Genomic DNA, 18,416 nt, shown 5'->3' with positions numbered 1-18,416 from the left:
GTGATCGCGGCCGCGCTGGTGGGGTTCTTCGTGTGGTTGGCGTACGGCGGGTCGCGGGGCGGATCGCGGAAGTCCTCGCGGTCCTCGCGGTCCTCCGGTTCTTCCGGCTCCAGCAGCTGGTGGGCGGGCGACAGCGGTTCGTCGTCGCACGGGCACGGCGGCTCGTCCTGCTCGTCCTCTTCGTCCTCGTGTTCGAGCAGCTCCTGCGGCTCGTCCTCGTCGTCCTGCGGGGGCGGCGGCGGTTGCGGCAGCAGCTGACCGGGGTGCGCGGCGCGGAGTAGGCGTGCGGAATATGCGGTCGGAAGGTGCCCGGCGGGGGTGGGTTTCGCCGGGCGCATTTCCGCGGAACGCCTGGTTGGGCCGCTTGTGGGACCGCCGCGCGGGACCCGTGGTTGAACACCTGAACTGTGGAGCCCCCGGGGGGATGTAAACCCCGTCAAGTTGGGTAAAAACGCTGTGAGTGCCGTGCCTTTCATGATTCCCTCGGTTGAGTAGACCAGTCCTCGGACCTCGCTGGACTTCCTGTGGACCAGAGCCGGTGCCCCCCCACCCGTTGATCACCGCTGGCGGGTCCCGGCCCATCTCCCCTCGCGCGTTTGCGGAGCCGACTCATGCTCACGACCCTCCAGACCACCTATACCGACACGCGTGCAGCCGACCTCGCCTGGGCCCTGGGTCGGGAGCGGCTGCCCGCCCTCGCCGTACTGAACCTCGAGCTGGAGAGCGCGAAGGTGGAGCTGCGCCTGCTCGGCGCCTCCCACCAGGTCTTGTTGGAAGAGGGCGAAGTGCTCTGCTCGGAGACGGTCGCCTGCATGCCCGGCAGCAGCACCCCACTGCCGCTCGGCGTGGCCAAGCGGGTGGGGGACTGGGAGTACGAGTTCGCCGCGCGCGTCGAGATCCTCTCCGAGGGCTCCTTCGCGGGGCGGGCACAGGAACTGCTCGCCCTGGTCGCGGATCACCCGAACGGGCTCGCCGGAACCTTTCCCGGCAGCCCGTACGCCTTCACCGCGCTGCTCGCGCAGCGCTGCGAGGGGCAGGTGAGGTGGCGCACCTGGCACGCCTACCCGCAGGAGGGGCAGCTGGTCGCGACCCGGACCCGGGTGGGCGTACGTATGGCGGCCGTGGCGCAGTAGGGCGGGGTCGTACGCGCGTCGCACCGGTTCCGCACCGGTTCCGCACTGGGTTCGGCGCCGGTTTCGGCGCCGGTTTCCGCACCGGTTTACGCACCGGGCCCACGGCGCCGGGTCCGCCGTGCCCGGGGTCGGGTGGCGCCGCGTCCCGGCGTGCGGGGTCGCTCGGGGGTCGCTCCCCCGTTACGCCAAGTGGCCCGGGCAGTGCGTCACTTGCACCCATGTGGGTGACGGGGTGCAGCCGGACAGTGACGTACGGTTCGCTTCATGATCGACCGTTCCACCCCCGGCGGAGTGCTCCCGGCAGCGGAGCCCAGGGGTAGGGCCACCGCCCCGGCCGCCCTCCCCGTACGGCCCCGGACCGGCCGGCTCCTCGTCCTGGCCACCGTGTTCGTCTGCGCCGCCTGCGGGCTCGTGTACGAGCTGGAATTGCTCGCCCTCGGCTCGTACCTGATCGGTGACTCCGTCACCCAGGCGTCCGTGGTGCTCTCCGTCATGGTCTTCGCCATGGGCGTCGGCTCCCTGTTGGCCAAGCGCCTGCGCGAACGCCCCGCCCTCGGCTTCGGCGCCGTCGAGGCACTGCTCGCCCTGGTCGGGGGCCTGTCCGCCATGGCGCTGTACGCGAGCTTCGCCTGGTTCGGCGAGTCCAGACCGGCGCTGGTCGGCTTCTCGCTCGCCATCGGCATCCTCATGGGGGCCGAGATCCCGCTGTTGATGACCCTCATCCAGCGGATCCGGCGCCAGGACGCGGGCGGCGCCGTCGCCGACCTCTTCGCCGCGGACTACGTCGGCGCGCTCGTCGGGGGCCTGGCCTTCCCCTTCCTGCTCCTGCCGCTGCTCGGCCAGCTCACCGGGGCGATGCTCACCGGCACCGTCAACGCGGTCGCGGGCGGGGCGCTCGTCCTGTGGCTGTTCCGCCGCGACCTGAGCCGGCGCGGGCGCTGGCTGCTGCTCGCCGCCAACATCGGCGTGCTGCTCGTCCTGGCCGCGGCGACCGTGCTGGCCGGCGACTTCGAACGCATGGCCCGGCGCGCGGTCTACGGCGACGAGGTACGGGTCGCCCTCCAGACCGGTGTCCAGGAACTGGTCGTCACCGGCCCGCCCACCGGCTCGCCGCGCTCCCTCGACCTGTACCTCGACGGGCGGCTGCGGGTCAGCGGCTACGACGAGTACCGCTACCACGAGGCCCTCGTACACCCCGCGATGGCGGGCCCGCACACCCGCGTGCTCGTCCTCGGCGGCGGCGACGGACTGGCCGCGCGCGAGGTGGCGCGCTACCCGGACGTCGCCTCCGTCACCGTCGTCGAGCTCGACCCCGGCGTGGTCCGGCTCGCCCGCACCGACCCGATGCTGTCGCAGCTCAACGGGCACGTGTACGCCGACCCGCGGGTCGCCGTGGTGACCTCGGACGCCTTCCGCTGGCTGCGCGGACCCGGGGCGTCCGGACGCTACGACGTCATCGTGTCCGATCTGCCCGACCCCGGGATCACGCCCAGCACCAAGCTGTACTCCCAGGAGTTCTACGGGCTGGCCGCGCGGGCGCTGGGCCCGGGCGGCCGGCTCGCGGTGTCCGCGGGCGCGTTGACCTCCCGGCCGCGGACCTACTGGACCGTGGAGGCCACCTTGCGCGCCGCCGGGCTGCGGACCGCCCCGTACAGCGCGGGCGGGCGGCTCGCCGGATTCGCGGCGGGCCCCGACCGGGCGCAGGGCGGCTCCGTCGCCCCGCCCCAGGACTGGGGCTTCGTCCTGTCCGCCCGGGAAGCGGTCCCCGAACTGCGGGTCGACGGCGACGCCCCGGTGCTGCGCTCCCTGTCCACCCGCGCGCTCCAGGACGCGGCCCGCGACACCGAACGCGTCCGCATGCGGGGGCTGCCCCCCTCGACCCTCCCCCACCCGCGCTACTCCTTCTAGTGCCGTGGCACTAGCGCCTGTCGTCACCGTCGTGTCGTGCGGCCCGGGGGTCGGAAAGCGCACGGTGGGGCCGCGCCCTCGGTAGGCTCGGCGGCATGGAGCATCAGGTGTTCGTTCCGGTACCGGCAGCCGACCTCCGAGCGGTGCTGCGGGACCCCGCCCGCCTGGCCCGGTGCGTACCCGGCTTCCAACAGGACGCCGACGACGCCTCCGGGCCGCTGGCCGGTCGGCTGAAGCTGCGGGTCGGCGGGCACACCGTGACCTACCGGGGTGCGTGGGCCGTCACCGAACGGGACGAGGACACCTTCGAGGCCGAGGGCCAGGGCACCGAGGTCCGGGGCCAGGGCTCCGTGAAGACCACCCTCGTGCTGCGGCTCGTGCCCGAGGACGGCGGTACCCGGCTGGTCTTCACCGCCGCCGGCAGCGCCGACGGCCGGGCCGCGGGATTCGCCCCGGAGGCCACCGCCACCGCGGTGCACCGGCTGCTGGACCGCACCTGCGTGAACCTGACGACCGCCGCCACGGCTCCGCCCGCCGCGGACGCGGCCCCGGCGCCCGCGGCCGCCGCGGACGATGTGGACGAGCCGGGGGAGCCGCGGGACGCGGAGGAGCCCGAGGGGCCCGAAGGACCCGAGGTCATCGAGGTGTCCGCCACGGTGTTCGACGCCGAGGTGCCGCCGCCGTCGCTGGACCCCTTCCTCGACCACGACTTCGACCGGTTCGGGGAGTTCGGCGATCTCGGGGACACGCCGCGCCCGCCCGCCGAAGCCGCCCACGCCCGCCGCACGATGATCGGCCGCAGCGCCGAAGAGGTCGACCACGCACCCCCGCGCGGCCGTTACGCACCGGTCCCCGCGCCGGACTCCGGGGCCCAGGCCCTGAACCTGCGCTGGCTGGCCCCCGCCGCGGCGCTCGCCCTCGCCTCGGCGGTCGTCGTCGGACGTGCCCTGCGGCGCCGCCGCTGAGCCGTGGGGGGTGCCCTAGGGTCGGGGCATGAGTACGCGACTGAGCGCCGGTGGCGCCGAACTGACCGTCGACCAGAAGAACGGCTGCCGGATCAGCAGTCTGCGCGTCGACGGACTGGAGCTGCTGCGCCAGGGGGACGACTTCGGGTCCTTCCCGATGGTCCCGTGGTGCGGACGGCTGGGCGAGGGGCGCTTCCGGGACGCCGGTGTGCTCCACCAGATGCCGCTCGACCACCCGCCGCACGCCATCCACGGCTTCGGCCGGCACGCCGCCTGGACCCCCGCCGGAACCGCGACGGCCGACCGGACGGCCGAGGCCGCCTTCACCTACGACCTCGCCGAACCGTGGCCCTTCCGGGGCCGGGTGACGCAGACCTTCGCCCTCGCACCGGAAGCGCTCACCCTGGCCATGGGCGTGGAGACGTACGACGACTCCTTCCCGGCCCAGGTCGGCTGGCACCCCTGGTTCCGCCGCAACCTCGGGGTGGGGGAGGACGTACAGCTGTCCTTCGAGCCGGTCTGGCAGGAGGAGCGCGGTGCGGACTACCTCCCGACCGGCCGGCGGATCGAGCCGCTGCCCGGCCCCTGGGACGACTGCTTCGGCATGCCGTACGGCGTCGACGTCACGCTGACCTGGCCCGGCGCGCTGGAGCTGCGCCTGACCAGCAGGGCCGAATGGCTGGTGGTCTACGACCAGCCCGAGGAGTTCGTCTGCGTCGAGCCGCAGTCCGGACCGCCCAACGGCCTGAACACCCTGCCGCAGCTGGTCACGCCCATCGACCCGCTGGAGCTGTCCACGACGTGGACCTGGCGCCGCCTCCAGGCGTCCGACGCGCACGACGGCCTCTAAGCTCATGGGCATGAGTGACGTACGTGGTGAGCTGCTCCAGCAGATCAAGGACAAGGCCGTTGTGCACGGCAAGGTGACGCTTTCCTCCGGGCGGGAGGCCGACTACTACATCGACCTGCGCCGGATCACCCTGGACGGCGAGGCCGCCCCGCTGGTCGGCCAGGTCATGCTCGACCTCACCGCCGACCTGGACTTCGACTGCGTCGGCGGTCTGACCCTGGGCGCCGACCCGGTCGCGACCTCGATGCTGCACGCCTCCGCCGCGCGCGGTCGGCGTCTGGACGCCTTCGTCGTGCGCAAGGCGCAGAAGGCCCACGGCATGCAGCGCCGCATCGAGGGCACCGAGGTCAAGGGCCGTCGCTGCCTGGTGGTCGAGGACACCTCGACCACCGGTGGTTCCCCGCTGACCGCCGTCGAGGCCGTCCGCGAGGCCGGTGGCGAGGTCGTGGCCGTCGCCACGATCGTCGACCGCGGCGCCGCCGACGCCATCGCTGCCGCCGGAGTGCCCTACCTCACCGGTTACCAGCTCGGGGACCTCGGCCTCTCCTGAAGCGAACGGGTGCCGCGGGAACTGGTGACTTAGGTCCCCAGATTTTCCCGAGGCGGTCCTGACCTGCGACTTTCGCACCGGGTGGGGTGTTTCACGTGAAACACTCCGCCCGGCTGGGCCCGAGCGGGTCCGCCACCGAGGTGGAGTGTCGTGCGGAGTCTGGAAAGATAGCCCCGACGGCAACGTCGCCCCCAGGTCAGGGCCCGCAATAAGCACACTCCCCGCACATCCAAGGAGCGGACAGATGCCCATCGCAACCCCCGAGGTCTACAACGAGATGCTCGACCGGGCGAAGGCAGGCAAGTTTGCCTACCCGGCGATCAACGTGACCTCGACCCAGACCCTGCACGCTGCACTGCGCGGCTTCGCGGAGGCCGAGAGCGACGGCATCATCCAGATCTCCACCGGTGGTGCGGAGTTCCTGGGTGGCCAGTACAACAAGGACATGGTGACCGGCGCCGTCGCGCTGGCCGAGTTCGCCCACATCGTGGCCGCGAAGTACGACATCACCGTCGCCCTGCACACGGACCACTGCCCGAAGGACAAGCTGGACGGCTACGTCCGTCCGCTGCTCGACGTGTCCGCCGAGCGCGTGGCCCGTGGCTTGAACCCGCTGTTCCAGTCGCACATGTGGGACGGTTCCGCCGAGACCCTCGCCGACAACCTGGCCATCGGCCAGGAGCTGCTGGCCAAGGCCGCGGCTGCCAAGATCATCCTTGAGGTCGAGATCACCCCGACCGGCGGCGAGGAGGACGGCGTCAGCCACGAGATCAACGACGAGCTGTACACGACCGTCGACGACGCGCTGCGCACCGCCGAGGCCCTGGGCCTGGGCGAGAAGGGCCGCTACCTGCTGGCCGCTTCCTTCGGCAACGTCCACGGCGTCTACAAGCCGGGCAACGTCGTCCTGCGTCCCGAGCTGCTCAAGGACCTGCAGGCCGGTGTCGGCGAGAAGTACGGCAAGGCTTCGCCGTTCGACTTCGTCTTCCACGGCGGCTCCGGCTCCACCGCCGAGGAGATCGCCACCGCGCTGGAGAACGGCGTCGTGAAGATGAACCTCGACACCGACACCCAGTACGCCTTCACGCGTCCGGTCGTGGAGCACATGTTCCGCAACTACGACGCGGTCCTGAAGGTCGACGGCGAGGTCGGCACCAAGTCCAAGTACGACCCCCGCACCTGGGGCAAGGCCGCCGAGGCGGGCATGGCCGTGCGCGTCACCGAGGCGTGCGCGAACCTGCGCTCCACCGGCACCAAGCTCAAGTAGTCGCCGCAGCACGAAAGGGCCCTGTTCCATCGCTTCGTCAGCGGTGGGGCAGGGCCCTTCGGTGTATCCGTACGTGGTGCTCTGGTGCTCCGTGTTCCGGTGCCCCGTGCTGCGTCCCCCGTGGCCGCAGTGATCAGGGCGTCATCCCGAACGGCATTGGCTGTACCTGGCCGGTACCCACGACGGCGAGGAAGACCTGCTCGTCCTCCTGCGTCCCGGTGACCCGGACCGTGGTGGGGCCCGTGCGCTCCGCGGTGACCCACAGGGGTATGCCGAACTCCGCGTACCGCTGGTAGGTGCTGACGACCGAGACGGGCATGACGGCGGGTGCGGGCGTCAGGGCCACCGCGGCCTGGCGGGCGGCCTCCAACAGGACCATGCCCGGCAGGTGGTCCCCGGGGTGGTCGAAGAGCACCGGGTGCCGGGTGTCGTACCGCAGCTGCCAGGTGACGGCCGTGGTGGTCTGCGCGGTGGCCGCGAGGACCACGTCGAAGGGCGAGATCCGGCCCACCTGTGCGGGCTGGAGGGGCGCCGAGGGCAACGAGGGCATCGGGCGGCGGTCCAACTGCGCGGCGCGCAGCCGCCGGTAGACGGCGGGAGAGGTCACGGTGTACCCGACGTCGCCGGTGGCGATCACCACTCCGTTCAGGAGCATGGTCACCTCGTACCGCAGGGCCTGGAGCTGCGTGCCGCGCATCCGGATGTCGGAGCAGGTGACCTCCAGGTCGAGGTCGGCCGGGGCGTCCCCGATCACGAGGTTCTCGGGCATCGTCGTGTAGTCGAGGCCCCAGAGCAGGAACTGGTGGCCCAGCGGTACGCCGTACGCCTCGTGGGCGACGTAGGAACCGACCTGGCGAATGGTTTCGCAGATCATCATCGGGTCGTAGTGCGTACCGGCGATCGGGCTGAAGAAACTGTGCCCGCGCGGGAGTTGGGCGCGAATGTGGAAGCGGTCGGGGCCCGGGCGGCACATGCCGGTGAGGAACACTTCGGCGACGGCCGCGCGGTGCACGAGTTCACGCGGAACCGTGCTGGTCAGCGCGGTTCCGGAGCCGTCCGGGCAGACGCAGTCCACCGGGAGCGAGGGCGAGCGCGGGGTGAGGTCGGTCGTCGGTTCCAAGGTCGTGATCATGATGCCCCTTTGGATCATGGCCGGAAGTCGCACCGGGTTGCCGTCGCCGGGTACGTACTTCCGGGTTTGGTTGACAGACAGAGGATTACCCGATGATCACTCAGTTTGGGGATCAGAAGTGACACACTCCACACGGGAAGGGGTAGCGGAATCAGCCAAGGCGAGCAAGGTTTCCGCAGGTCAATGACTAGGAGCGACTCATTCCGTCACCCTGCGTCGATTTTCGGCCTATCAGCCAGATCTAGACATTGATCGGGTATCTTTTATTCTGCAGCGCCTGCGTACTTGGGAGTATTTTTCTGGGGGTCCCCCGGTGGGCCGGTGGCTGCAACTGTTCGGCAGCGGTCCCGCCGCCACCCGCAGCGCCCCGCACCCGCACCCGCACCACCTGCCACCCCAAGCGGCCCCCGCCGATGGGAGACACCGATGCCCGCCCGCCACGCCACCCGCCCGCTGGGGCACTTGAGGCTCGCCGCCGTCAACATCGACGGGGTCCTGCTCAACGACACCTTCAGCCCGGTCATCCACCAGTTCGTGACCAGCCGCGGCGGCACCTACGACGCGGACGTGGAGCGCGCGGTCTTCTCTCAGTCCCGCACGGTCGCGGCCCGCGCGCTCGGCGCCGCGGCCGGCCTCGACTGGACCCCCGAGCAGGTCTTGGAGGCGTACTTCGAGGAGCGCGCCGCGTACCTCGCCGATCACCCCCTCGCGGTGCTCCCCGGCGCCGAACAGCTGCTCCACCGGTTGCGCGCCCTGGGGCTGCGCACGGTCTGCTACGGGGGCCTGGACAAGGCGCACTTCGACACCCACCTCGGCCGCTACGGGCACCTCTTCGACGAGCCGGGCTACGTCTGCACCAACGATTTCCGGCCGGGCATCCAGGAGATAGCCGTCGACACCTTCGGCGTCGCCTACGACGAGGCGGTCTTCATCGACGACGTCGCACGGGTCTCGGAGGCGGCCCGCGCGCTGCGGGTGCCCTTCATCGGTCACCCCAGCCGCTTCCGGCACGGCTTCCAGGCGAGCCTGATGCGCGAGGTGGGGGTACGGCACGTCGTCGGCTCCCTCGACGAGATCGACGAGGAGCTCCTGCGTACCCTCGACGGCGAGGCGGCGGCGGGCCTGTCCTGGGCCGCATGAAACTTCCGGACCGGGCCGCGGGAACCGCGCGGACCTGGGCGGACGGGTGCCGCGGGCACCGAAGAGACGACGACATCTGAAATGGGGACTGTCATGGCGGGAGAGCGGATGCTCGACGGCAAGGTCGCGCTGATCACGGGGGCGAGCAGCGGCATCGGAGCCGCCGCGGCGCGGGTGTTCGCGCGGGAGGGGGCCCGGCTGGTGCTGGCCGCGCGCCGCGAGGTCCGTCTCAAGGAGCTGGCGCAGGAGCTGCGCGCCCAGGGCGCGGAGGTCGAGTACGCCGTGACCGACGTGACCCGTGCGGGGGACACGGCCGCGATGGTGGCCGTCGCGGTGGACCGTTTCGGGCGGCTGGATTGCGCCTTCAACAACGCGGGCTGGGGCGTGGGGCGTTCGCCGCTGCACGAGATGGGCGACGACCTCTACGACCAGATCATGGACGTGAACGTCCGGGGCACGTGGAACTGCCTGCGGGACGAGATCGCGGCCATGCTGGCGACCGGTGGCGGCACGATCGTCAACAACAGCAGCGTCGGCGGCCTGCTGGCGACCCCGGTGGCCGCCCCCTACGTCGCCGCCAAGCACGCGGTGATCGGCCTGACCAAGGCGGCCGCCGCGGAGTACGCCGCCCAGGGCATCCGGGTCAACGCGGTGGCCCCCGGCACCACCCGGACCGAGGTGGTCGAGCAGTGGTTCGCCGCCGTTCCGGGCGTCGAGGAACAGCTGCACGCGGCGACCCCGCAGCCGAGGACGGCCGAGCCCGCGGAGATAGCGGAAGCGGCCGCGTGGCTGTGCAGCCCTCGTGCCTCGTTCGTCACAGGCGTCACGATGCCTGTGGACGGGGGCTTCACGATGGTGTGAAGCTGTACTCATAGGTACGTACCCGGGGGCATGTAATGCCGATCGGACGGGGGGCATGGAGAGGGACAGAACGACTGATGAGGACTGAACGACCCCAGGTGAAGCAGGACCGCGCCGTGCGGACGCGCCAGGCGATCCTGGAGGCTGCCGCGCTGGTCTTCGAGGACCGGGGCTACGACGCGGCGAAACTGACGGACATCGTCAAGATCGCCAGGGTCACCAAGGGAGCCCTGTACTTCCACTTCGACTCGAAGGAAGACCTGGCACAGGCGGTCATCGACGCGCAGGTCAGTGTCGAGCCCGCCTTCACCCCGCAGGAATTCAAAGCGCAGCAGTTCGTCGATGTCGGAATGATCTTCTCGCACCGCCTGCAGCACGACGTGCTGATGCGCGGGAGCGCGCGGCTCACGCTGGAGCAGAACGGCCGCTCGCTGGACCGGGCGGCGCCCTATCAGGGGTGGATCGACCTGCACACCGAGCTGATGACGGAGGCCAAGGCCCGCGGCGAATTGCTCTCGCACGTGGATCCGGGGCAGCCGTCCCGGCTGATCGTCGGCTCGTTCGCCGGGCTGAACGTCATGTCGCAGACGCTCGGCCTGACGCTGGACGAGGAGGTGTCCGCCCTCTACACGAGCGTGATGCCGAGCCTGGTCGTCTCGGCCGTGGCGATCCGGCTCGACACGGCTCCCGGTCGCGGCGGCCGTGCGCTGCACGGCGCGCAGGGGGCGCATCTGTGCGACTGCGACGGTTTGCGGCAGTTCCCCGACGACGCGGACGAGGACGTCGCCTGAGGCGACCGCCCGACGCCGTCGGCGTGCTCGTGCCGGCCCTTCCCGCCCAGTGCGGGGAGGGCCGGTTTTTTTGTGCCCCGGGTCACGTGATTCGTGATGTGGAAGTCGTTCCCATGAAAAAAACTTCCGGGTATTATTTTTCTCCAGGGCCCGGTATGTAAACGGGCCTCGACGCGGTGCGCCCTGGGGAGGGATTCATGGACATCGAGGTGCTCGGCGGGCTTCGCGCCCTGGAGAACGGCGTGCCCGTGGTCCCCACGAGCCAGCCCGCCCGTCAGGTCTTCGCCGTACTCGCCGCCTACGCGGACCAGTTGGTGCCCACCACGGTCCTGGCGGCGGAGCTGTCGGCGCACGGACCCGACGGCGAGCGCGCCCGCGCGATGCTGCTGACCGCGATCCGCCAGATACGTGAACTCCTCGCGGGCGCCGCTGACTCCGCCGGGCGGCGTACCCCCGAGGCCGTACTGGTCTCGCTGCCCGGCGGGTTTCTCCTGGACACGGACAGCGGCCGCAGTGACCAGAGCGTCTTCGCCCGGGAGGCGGGAGCGGGCTACCGGGCCATGGCGCGCGGGGAGTTCGCCACCGCGGCCCGGCGGCTGCGCGGTGCGCTGCGGCTGTGGCGGGGCCCGGCCTTCGGGGGGATCGAGGCCGGTCCGCGGCTCGCCGCGCGGGTCGCGGACCTGGAGGCGACCCGGCTCTCGGCGCTGAAGCAGTGGGTGGAGGCCGAGCTCGCGCTGGGCCGGCACCGGGAGCTGCGGACGGAATTGCGGGCCGTGACGTCGGCAAAATCGCTCGAAACATACCGAACCCTCGCAGAAGTGCTTGGTTCGGACCTCGGGCCCTGTCCGGCCGACACCACCCGCGCGCTGCGCCGGGCCCTGCTGCCCGGTCCGCTCCCACTCGTGCCAGTAGCCGCCTGACCAGGTGCTTTCGTCTGGACTCGGCCCCTCTGGGGCGTTTCCTGCGATGCGGTCCTTTTTCCTCGTCCCGGGGGAGCGATCACCATTCCTCCAGGTATGTTTCTCCTAGAAAGTGTCACCCCATGAACCACCACGCCACCTCCCGCGCCTGCCAGGCCACGTCCCCGGGCCACCCGTTCGCGGGTGACACGGGATGGGGGTAGCCCGGCCCCCGCTGGTCGTGGTCGTCCACGCGGGGCGGGCGGGGCGGGTGTGTGCACAGGCGGTCGTGGCGCGCGACGGCGCCGCGGACGCCGGTGCGCGCAGCCACCTCGTCGCGGCCGCGGAACTGGGCGACGCGCAGTGGGAGCTGCTGGCCGAGGCCGACGGCATCCTCTTCGGCACGACGCTGCCGGAGGCGCTCGGGCGCGGTGACTGGCTGGGGAAGCCGGCCGCCGGGTTCGTGGCCCCGGGGGCGGACGCGCGCGAGCGGCTGGACGAGCTCGCGGCTTTCGCCGAGGGGCTGGGCATGTGCTGGATCGGCCCGGCCGGACCGCCGGGGCGGTTCGCCGGGCCCGGCCCGGACCCGGTGCTGGACGCCGTGCGCCGACTGGGTTCCCGGATGGCGCGGATGGCCCGACTGGCGGGAGCGGCACCGGTGGGCGCGCCCGGTGGGGTGAGTTGACACACGGCCGGGAGCGGCGGTGTGCGCCGGGCTCCGGACCAGCACACTCGCTGGATATGGGTGCTGCGTTTGTGGAAGAGCCCGGCGCCGCGGATGCCGTGCGCCGCCTCGTGGCCGAGGGGGTCACGCCGTGGCTGGAGGGCGTGCCGGGCGTCGGTCCGGTGGGGATGCGGGAGTTCGCGAACCGGCTGGGGGTGCGGAACCTCCTGTACGGGACGCAGCGGCGTCCCGCGGCCATCGGTGCGGTGTGCGACGCGCTGGGGCCGTTGGGCGGGCTGGTGGCGGCGCCACCGCTGGGGGACGGGACCTCGTACGAGGCGGCCCGTGCGCTGGTGGAGGCCGTGGACCGGCCCAACCTGATCGTGGTGCTGTCCGCCTCGGGGGAGGGGCCGGCCGCCGGTGCGCGGCTGTTGGGGGAGGGCACCGGGGTCTGCTTCGGTCCGATGACCGGTCCCAGGACTTACGAGGGGGTCCTGGGAGCCTGGTTGGGCGGACTGGAGCAGGCCAGGGAGCGCGGCCTCGACCTGGCCGCGCTCCCGGCGTTCGCGTCGCTGTGCGTGGGCGAGTTGGGGCCGCTGGCCGTGCCGACGGCGCGGCTGCTGTACGCGCGCTACGACCGGGCGCTCGGCGGAATGCGCTGGCGGGCCCTGGCCGCGGCGGGCGCCCGCCCGCACCGGCTGATGTGGACGGCGCTCGGCGACCGCGCGGAGGACCTGCCCGGTCTGATCGGCTGGGGGACCTCGGCGGCCCTGACCCTGCGGGCGCTCCAGTCCCTGCCGGCCCTGCGCGGCGACACGTTGAGCCCGTCCTGAGCCCGCGGCGAGCCCCGTCCCGAGGCCGCTGTGAGCCCCGTACCGGGTCCCGCCCCGAGCCCGCTGCGAGCCGGCCCCGGGCCCGCTGTGGCCGTGCTGTGGCCGGGCTGTGGGTCCGCCCGGCACCCCTCCACCTTCCGCTTACCTCCCGGGGCGCGGCTGTCGTCCCGCCCGTGCACCCGCTCTGACCAGCGCAAGCTCACTTGACCACGATCACGGTGGAACCTAGGTTCGGATGGCTAGTTTCGTACCGGTACGTCGGGAGCGGGGGAACGGGACCCATGGAACGAGCGGCGGACACCGCCGGGAACGTTGCCGGGGGCTCGTCGCCGGCACTCGCCGTCCTGGAGCTACTGGCCGCGGGCGCGCCGGAGGCCGCCTTCGACGCGCTCCTGCCCACGGCGGACCCCGGCCTGGCCAGGGCCGTCCTGCTGGCCCGCGAGATCCGCGCCCGCACGTCCCCGGCGCCGCTCCCGCGGCCCCGGGACCCCGGCGCCGCGCCGGAAGGCGGCGACGCGCTGGTCGCGCTCGCCGACACCGCGCACGACCTGACCTCCTCCTACGACCTCGACAGCCTGCTGCGCGTCATCGCACGACGGGCGCGGCGGCTGCTCGGGCTCGACGTGGTCTGCATCACCTTCACCCGGCCCGACGGGACCTCGTACCCCCACCTGTCCGACGGCGGCACGGCCGGCTACGAGTCGGGGCTCGGGATCGGCGCCGCCGACGGGCTCGGGGCGCTCGTGCGGGAGCGCCGCGCCCCGGTCTGGAGCGCGGACTACCCGAACGACGCCACCCTCGCGCACTCCCCCGGCGTGGACGCCGTGGTGCGCGCCGAGGGCGTGCGGGCCGTCGTCGCCGTACCGATGCGCCACCGCGAGGGCATACTCGGCGTGCTCTACGGAGCGGACCGCCGCGTGCGCTCCTTCGGCTCCGCAGAGGTCGGGACGTTGCTGTCGCTGGCCGACCTGGCGGCCGTCGCGGTCGAGAAGGCGCGGCTGTTGGAGCGGGCCCGCGACGAGGTCAGCGAGCTGGAGCGGTTCGGCTCCGTCACCGACACCACCTTGACCCGGGTCCGCTACCTGTGGGACTGCCACGCCCGGCTCGCCCGCCTCGTCCTGGACGGGGCGGGTCTGGCCACCCTCGCCCGGACCACCGCGGACGCGCTGGACGGCGTGCTCCAGGTCCGCGACCCCGGCGGCCGCCCGCTGACCCCGGGTCCCGGACCGGTCGACCTCGACGAGGCCGCCGTGACCCGCGGCGCCCTGCACGCGCACACGGCCCGCCGCCCGGTCCGGCTCGCGCACGCCGCCGACGCCGACCGCACCGCCGACCCGGTGGACGCCGACGACCACGGCGACTTCGCCGATGCCGACTTCGCGGCGCGCGACACGGGCGAGGTGTGGGTCGCGCCCGTCACGGCCGGGGCCGAGGACCTCGGCGTGCTGGTGCTGCACGCGGCCGAGCCCCTCACCGAGGAGGACGTACGGCTGCTGGAGCTGGCCGCCCTGTCGGTTGCCTCCCACATGCTGATCCAGCGGGGCACGGCCGCGGCCGAGGGGCCCGTACGCGACGAGCTGCTCCAGGAACTGCTGGACCGCCCGAACCACTCCTCCGACCTGCACCTGCGCGAGCGCACCCGGCGCCTGGGCATCGACCTCGACGTGCCGCACGTGGTGGTCGTGGTCCGGCCGGAGGGCGGGGAGCTGGGCCGTGCGGTCGCCTGGGCGAGCTCGTACGCGTACCGGGTCGGCGGCCTCAAGGGCGTCCGCCGCGGCTGCATCGTGCTGCTGCTCCCCGGCGCCGACGCCTCCGCTGCGGCCCGGCAGGTCTCGATGGAGGTCACCCCGCTGCTCGGGCACCCGGTCTCCACGGGCGCGGCAGGCCCGGCCAAGGGCGCCGCCGCGGTCGCCGGGGTGTACGAGGAGGCCGCGCGCTGCCTGGACGCGCTGACCGCGCTCGACGGGGCCGGCGGCACCGCCTCCCTGAGCGAACTCGGCTTCCTCGGGCTGCTGTTGTCGGCGGACCACGACGTGGACGCCTTCATCGCGCAGGCCCTCGGCCCGGTGCTGGAGTACGACGCGGCCCGCTTCACCGAGCTGACCCGCACCCTGGAGGCCTACTTCGAATCGGGCGGCAGCCCCACGCACGCCGCCGAGGCGCTGCACGTCCACGCCAACACGGTCTCGCGCCGCTTGGAGCGGATCGCGGAACTCCTGGGCGAGGGCTGGCAGAAGCCGGCCCAGGCCCTGGAGATCCAGATGGCGCTGCGACTGCGCCGCACGCGCGAGGTCCTCGTCCGCACCCGGCCGCCCACATAGACCGTCCCGCGGGCGTTCCTCAGCGCAGCCGCAGCGCCCCCGGTGCCTGTCCCTCCATGATCTCCGTCAGCCAGTCGAAGACCGTCGGCCCCTCCCCGCGCCGCGCGGCCGCCAACTCCTCGGCGACCCGCTCGCGGTTGGTGGGATGACAGCGCGTCAGCCGCAGCTCCAACTGGCGGGCGGTCTCGGCGTGCCCGAGCCGCTCCCGGGAAAGCTCGTGGTCGTACCACTCGAAGTGGAAGTCACGGTCGTCGGGCGTCCCGTAGTCCCCGCGCAGGCAGTCGTTGAAGGCGTCGAGATTGCGCCCGAAGTACCCCTCGGGCCCGTTCACCGCCTCGCCGACCTCACGCCAGAAGTCCTCCAGGTTCCCGATCCGCCGCCCGTCGAGCACGTAGAGCGCCGTGTCCAGGGCTGCCCGCACCGCCGCCGCGAAGTCGTCCGGATTGTCCAGCATGATGTTGTGCCCGCAGTCCTCGACCGCCACGACGGACACCCCGGCCGCCTCCAACTCCGCGGCCCCCTCCAGCGCGCCGTCCTCGGCCGGGTAGAGGAAGGCACGCGGGATCCGCAGCTCCAGCAGCAGCTCGCGCATGGTGGGCACGGTCCCCGCGGCGAGGTGGACGGCGCTGCGGTGCAGGGCGGTCCGCCCCGCCATCCGCATCGTCGACCACCAGTGCGCGCCGACCCGGTCGCGGACCTCGGCCCACCCGCCCGCGAGGAACTCCTCCTCCGTGTAGGTGGCGAGCCCGCTGCTCCCGGCCGCCACCGCGGCGCCCGGCGCGGGCGGCCGGACCGGGTCGAGGTTGGCGTCGACGAGCACGAGCCGGGAGACCAGCTCCGGATGGCGGTGGGCCAGCACGATCGCGACGGCCCCGCCCATGCTGTGGGCGATCACCTCGCCCCCGCCGACCCCGGCGTCGACCAGGGCGGCCGCCACGGCGTCGGCGTGCGCCTCCAGCGTGTACGAGAAGTCCTCGGGGCGGTCGCTGTGCCCGTGCCCCAGCATGTCCAGCAGCAGGGAGCGCCGCCCGGCGAGGCGGGGGTGCGTCGCGCTCGCCGCGAAGTACGCGGGCGAGGTGGAACCCAGCCCGTGCAGGTACACCCTGGCCGGTTCCTCCCCGGCCAGCTCGACCCACCGGATCCGGTCGCCCTCCGCGGTGACCACAGCACTGTGCACAACGAACCCCCGTCATTCCCGTACGACTTGATTCCCGTACGACTTCTCGGGCCGTCGGCCGGGGGGGGAGACCTGTGGGTCCGCCCCCCCCGGCCGACGACCTGTTACCGGGCGACCCTAGACAAGCTCGCGACCGACCGGCATCCCGGTTTCCGACAGGCAGCGCGCCGCGTGCGCCACCGACGCCATCGTCACGTGCCGGTGCCAGCCCTGGAGCGAACGCCCCGCGAAGTCCCGCAGCCCGACCTCCTGCACGCTGTGCGCCGAGCTCGCCGACACCCGCCGCGCCTGCTTCGTCATCCGCAGCAGCACGGCCGGGGTCACCGGCACCGGTCGGGCCAGGTCCGTCACCCACAGCTGCGAGGGCAGGCTGCGCGCGTCGGTCCACTCGCCGAGCAGGGTCAGATGGCGCCGCCGCGCCGGGGAGGGGTCCGGCATCATCACGCGCACCGCGGCCACGAGCGAGGTGCGCCGCTGCCCCGGGTACAGCGGGTCGGCCCACTCGACCACCGTGCGCAGCGCCCGTACGTTCTGCAGCACGTCCCGGGCGGCCAGGGTCCCCGCGCCGTGCCCGGGCAGCGCCGGGTCGGTCACGAGCAGCCGGGCGGCCGGGCTGATCCGGGCGAGCACCGGCAGCCGCGCGTCGGCGAACCGGTTCATCGTGGAGCGGGTGCCGATGTTCTGGATGTCGAGCAGCACCGGCCGCGCCGGCACCCCGACCTCGCGCACGGCGTCCAGGACCCCGGTGACCGCGCACTCCTCGTACGTCTCCCCGGAGCGCTCGCCGCCCTCGAACCCGGCGGCTCCCGCGGCCCCGGTGGCCGCGCCCTCCTCGTCCGGCAGGTACAGCCGCCACCCCACGGGAGTGACGACGTCGGCCGAGGTGAACCAGATCCCGAAGGCCTGCTGCCCGCGGAACATCTGCCCGCGGTGCGGGTCGTACTGGCGCCCCACGCCCACCGAGTGCTCCCCGCCCTTGGGGATCGCCATCGGCTGGGCCACCCAGGCCGTCAGCGGCGAGGACTGCTCCAGGTACTGCGACAGGGCGGTGCGGATCGGCTGCCAGTCCCAGGTGGAGCCGGCGATGAAGTGGTGCAGGCTCTGCTCGGCGGCGGGCCCGCCGATCTGCTGCGCGATGTTGCGGATCGACTTGCGGCCGGGCGTCGCGAGCAGGCCCCGCACGTACTGGAGGCCCTTCTCCCGCTGGTCCCGGCGCCGCAGCGATCCGAACACCGCCCCGCACAGGTCCTCGGCGGCCTCGTGGGCTCGGTGCCCGCCGCCGTCGGCGCGTCCCAGCCCGGTGCGGCCGCTGCGCGGACGTGTGGCCAGGTGACTCCTGTGGATGGTGCTCGTGGTCATTGTCTTCCCCCGTTAAGTCGACTGACGACCTTCGTGTCCCACCGTCCGGTGAGGGACCCGGGTGCGGGGAGGTGTGCCGGGCACACACCTGGCGCCCGGTGTGGTGGGCCCCCCACCACGGGCCCGGGAGTACCGCAGACTGGGGGCATGTCGATTCACGAGAACCTGCTCGGCGGCCCTGCCCCGACCCACCTGCCCGACGACCCCGAGCCGCGCGAGGCGCTCGCCGCCGGCACCGAACCGGCCGAGGTGGCCGCGAAGTACCCGACCTCCTCGCTCGCCTGGGCGCGCCTGGCGGACGACGCGTTCGAGGCCGGCCGCGCCGTGGAGTCGTACGCGTACGCCCGTACCGGCTACCACCGCGGTCTGGACTCGCTGCGCCGCGCCGGCTGGAAGGGCCACGGCCCGGTGCCGTGGGAGCACGAGCCGAACCGCGGCTTCCTGCGCGCCCTGCACGCCCTCGCGCGCGCCGCGCAGGCCATCGGCGAGGACGCGGAGTACGAGCGCTGCGCGACCTTCCTGCGCGACTCCTCGGCGACCGCGGCCGACACCCTGAACTGAGGCTC

18 protein-coding genes and 1 pseudogene are annotated in these 18,416 nt (G+C 72.9%); 15 read left to right on the top strand and 4 right to left on the bottom strand.

The genetic code is table 11. From position 1 onward, the window contains the following. Positions 1 to 32 precede the first annotated feature (32 nt). The 7 genes from ACIBEA_RS27065 (at position 33) to fbaA (ending at position 6,673) form a co-directional block, all read left to right on the top strand. On the top strand, positions 33 to 281 hold the full coding sequence (locus ACIBEA_RS27065) for a hypothetical protein (protein WP_399265181.1): 249 nt from the start codon (positions 33 to 35) through the stop codon (positions 279 to 281). Between the two features lie 330 nt (positions 282 to 611). Continuing rightward, a complete protein-coding gene (locus tag ACIBEA_RS27060; RefSeq protein ID WP_399265179.1) occupies positions 612 to 1,133 on the top strand; it encodes a DUF2617 family protein in 522 nt (173 codons plus the stop codon). Between the two features lie 264 nt (positions 1,134 to 1,397). Then, the gene (locus ACIBEA_RS27055; RefSeq protein WP_399265177.1) at positions 1,398 to 3,041 is read left to right on the top strand and encodes a polyamine aminopropyltransferase; all 1,644 of its coding nucleotides are present in this window, start codon (positions 1,398 to 1,400) and stop codon (positions 3,039 to 3,041) included. Between the two features lie 95 nt (positions 3,042 to 3,136). Then, positions 3,137 to 4,006 (top strand): SRPBCC domain-containing protein, encoded by an 870-nt coding sequence (locus ACIBEA_RS27050; RefSeq protein WP_399265175.1) that lies wholly within the window; start codon positions 3,137 to 3,139, stop codon positions 4,004 to 4,006. 28 nt (positions 4,007 to 4,034) lie between these two features. Next, entirely contained in the window at positions 4,035 to 4,856 is an 822-nt protein-coding gene (locus ACIBEA_RS27045) for an aldose 1-epimerase (protein ID WP_399265173.1), read from the top strand. Positions 4,857 to 4,866: 10 nt separating this feature from the next. After that, complete coding sequence (gene pyrE, locus ACIBEA_RS27040; RefSeq protein WP_399265171.1) at positions 4,867 to 5,406, top strand: orotate phosphoribosyltransferase; 540 nt, start codon at positions 4,867 to 4,869, stop codon at positions 5,404 to 5,406. Between the two features lie 244 nt (positions 5,407 to 5,650). Beyond that, a complete protein-coding gene (gene fbaA / locus ACIBEA_RS27035; RefSeq protein ID WP_399265169.1) occupies positions 5,651 to 6,673 on the top strand; it encodes a class II fructose-bisphosphate aldolase in 1,023 nt (340 codons plus the stop codon). 133 nt (positions 6,674 to 6,806) lie between these two features. Here fbaA and ACIBEA_RS27030 read toward each other — a convergent pair whose 3' ends face one another. Next, positions 6,807 to 7,805, bottom strand: coding sequence for a ScbA/BarX family gamma-butyrolactone biosynthesis protein (locus tag ACIBEA_RS27030; RefSeq protein WP_399265167.1), 999 nt, complete (start codon positions 7,803 to 7,805; stop codon positions 6,807 to 6,809). A gap of 426 nt (positions 7,806 to 8,231) precedes the next feature. On the opposite strand from ACIBEA_RS27030, the gene ACIBEA_RS27025 reads away from it, so the two are divergent. The 7 genes from ACIBEA_RS27025 to ACIBEA_RS26995 all read left to right on the top strand — a co-directional run bounded on the left by ACIBEA_RS27025 (position 8,232) and on the right by ACIBEA_RS26995 (position 15,314). Continuing rightward, a complete protein-coding gene (locus ACIBEA_RS27025; protein WP_399265165.1) occupies positions 8,232 to 8,945 on the top strand; it encodes an HAD family hydrolase in 714 nt (237 codons plus the stop codon). 81 nt (positions 8,946 to 9,026) lie between these two features. Next, positions 9,027 to 9,806, top strand: a complete 780-nt coding sequence (locus tag ACIBEA_RS27020) for a glucose 1-dehydrogenase (RefSeq protein ID WP_399265163.1) — start codon at positions 9,027 to 9,029, stop codon at positions 9,804 to 9,806. 77 nt (positions 9,807 to 9,883) lie between these two features. After that, positions 9,884 to 10,597: a ScbR family autoregulator-binding transcription factor gene (locus ACIBEA_RS27015; RefSeq protein WP_399265161.1), complete on the top strand. Its 714-nt coding sequence runs from the start codon at positions 9,884 to 9,886 to the stop codon at positions 10,595 to 10,597. 197 nt (positions 10,598 to 10,794) lie between these two features. Beyond that, positions 10,795 to 11,517 carry a BTAD domain-containing putative transcriptional regulator gene (locus ACIBEA_RS27010; RefSeq protein WP_399265159.1) on the top strand — a complete coding sequence of 241 codons (723 nt, stop codon included), beginning with the start codon at positions 10,795 to 10,797 and terminating at the stop codon, positions 11,515 to 11,517. Positions 11,518 to 11,710: 193 nt separating this feature from the next. Then, the gene (locus tag ACIBEA_RS27005; RefSeq protein ID WP_399265157.1) at positions 11,711 to 12,181 is read left to right on the top strand and encodes a hypothetical protein; all 471 of its coding nucleotides are present in this window, start codon (positions 11,711 to 11,713) and stop codon (positions 12,179 to 12,181) included. Positions 12,182 to 12,237: 56 nt separating this feature from the next. Then, on the top strand, positions 12,238 to 12,993 hold the full coding sequence (locus ACIBEA_RS27000; RefSeq protein ID WP_399265155.1) for a hypothetical protein: 756 nt from the start codon (positions 12,238 to 12,240) through the stop codon (positions 12,991 to 12,993). A 281-nt stretch (positions 12,994 to 13,274) separates the two neighbouring features. After that, positions 13,275 to 15,314 carry a helix-turn-helix domain-containing protein gene (locus ACIBEA_RS26995; protein ID WP_399265153.1) on the top strand — a complete coding sequence of 680 codons (2,040 nt, stop codon included), beginning with the start codon at positions 13,275 to 13,277 and terminating at the stop codon, positions 15,312 to 15,314. A 19-nt stretch (positions 15,315 to 15,333) separates the two neighbouring features. On the opposite strand, the gene ACIBEA_RS26990 is transcribed toward ACIBEA_RS26995, so the two are convergent. The 3 genes and pseudogenes from ACIBEA_RS26990 to ACIBEA_RS26980 form a co-directional block, all read right to left on the bottom strand. Then, a complete protein-coding gene (locus ACIBEA_RS26990) occupies positions 15,334 to 15,705 on the bottom strand; it encodes a barstar family protein (protein WP_399265226.1) in 372 nt (123 codons plus the stop codon). Between the two features lie 15 nt (positions 15,706 to 15,720). Further along, a pseudogene (locus ACIBEA_RS26985) lies at positions 15,721 to 16,491 on the bottom strand (alpha/beta fold hydrolase); the annotation flags it as partial. A gap of 117 nt (positions 16,492 to 16,608) precedes the next feature. Continuing rightward, positions 16,609 to 17,850, bottom strand: coding sequence for an IS701 family transposase (locus ACIBEA_RS26980; protein ID WP_399265151.1), 1,242 nt, complete (start codon positions 17,848 to 17,850; stop codon positions 16,609 to 16,611). A 147-nt stretch (positions 17,851 to 17,997) separates the two neighbouring features. On the opposite strand from ACIBEA_RS26980, the gene ACIBEA_RS26975 reads away from it, so the two are divergent. Further along, positions 17,998 to 18,411 carry a DUF3151 domain-containing protein gene (locus tag ACIBEA_RS26975; RefSeq protein WP_399265149.1) on the top strand — a complete coding sequence of 138 codons (414 nt, stop codon included), beginning with the start codon at positions 17,998 to 18,000 and terminating at the stop codon, positions 18,409 to 18,411. The last annotated feature ends 5 nt before the right edge of the window (positions 18,412 to 18,416 follow it).

The organism is Streptomyces sp. NPDC051555 (genome assembly GCF_044454405.1).
Classification (GTDB): Bacteria; Actinomycetota; Actinomycetes; order Streptomycetales; family Streptomycetaceae; genus Streptomyces.
This window is presented reverse-complemented; position numbering and strand designations above follow the sequence as displayed.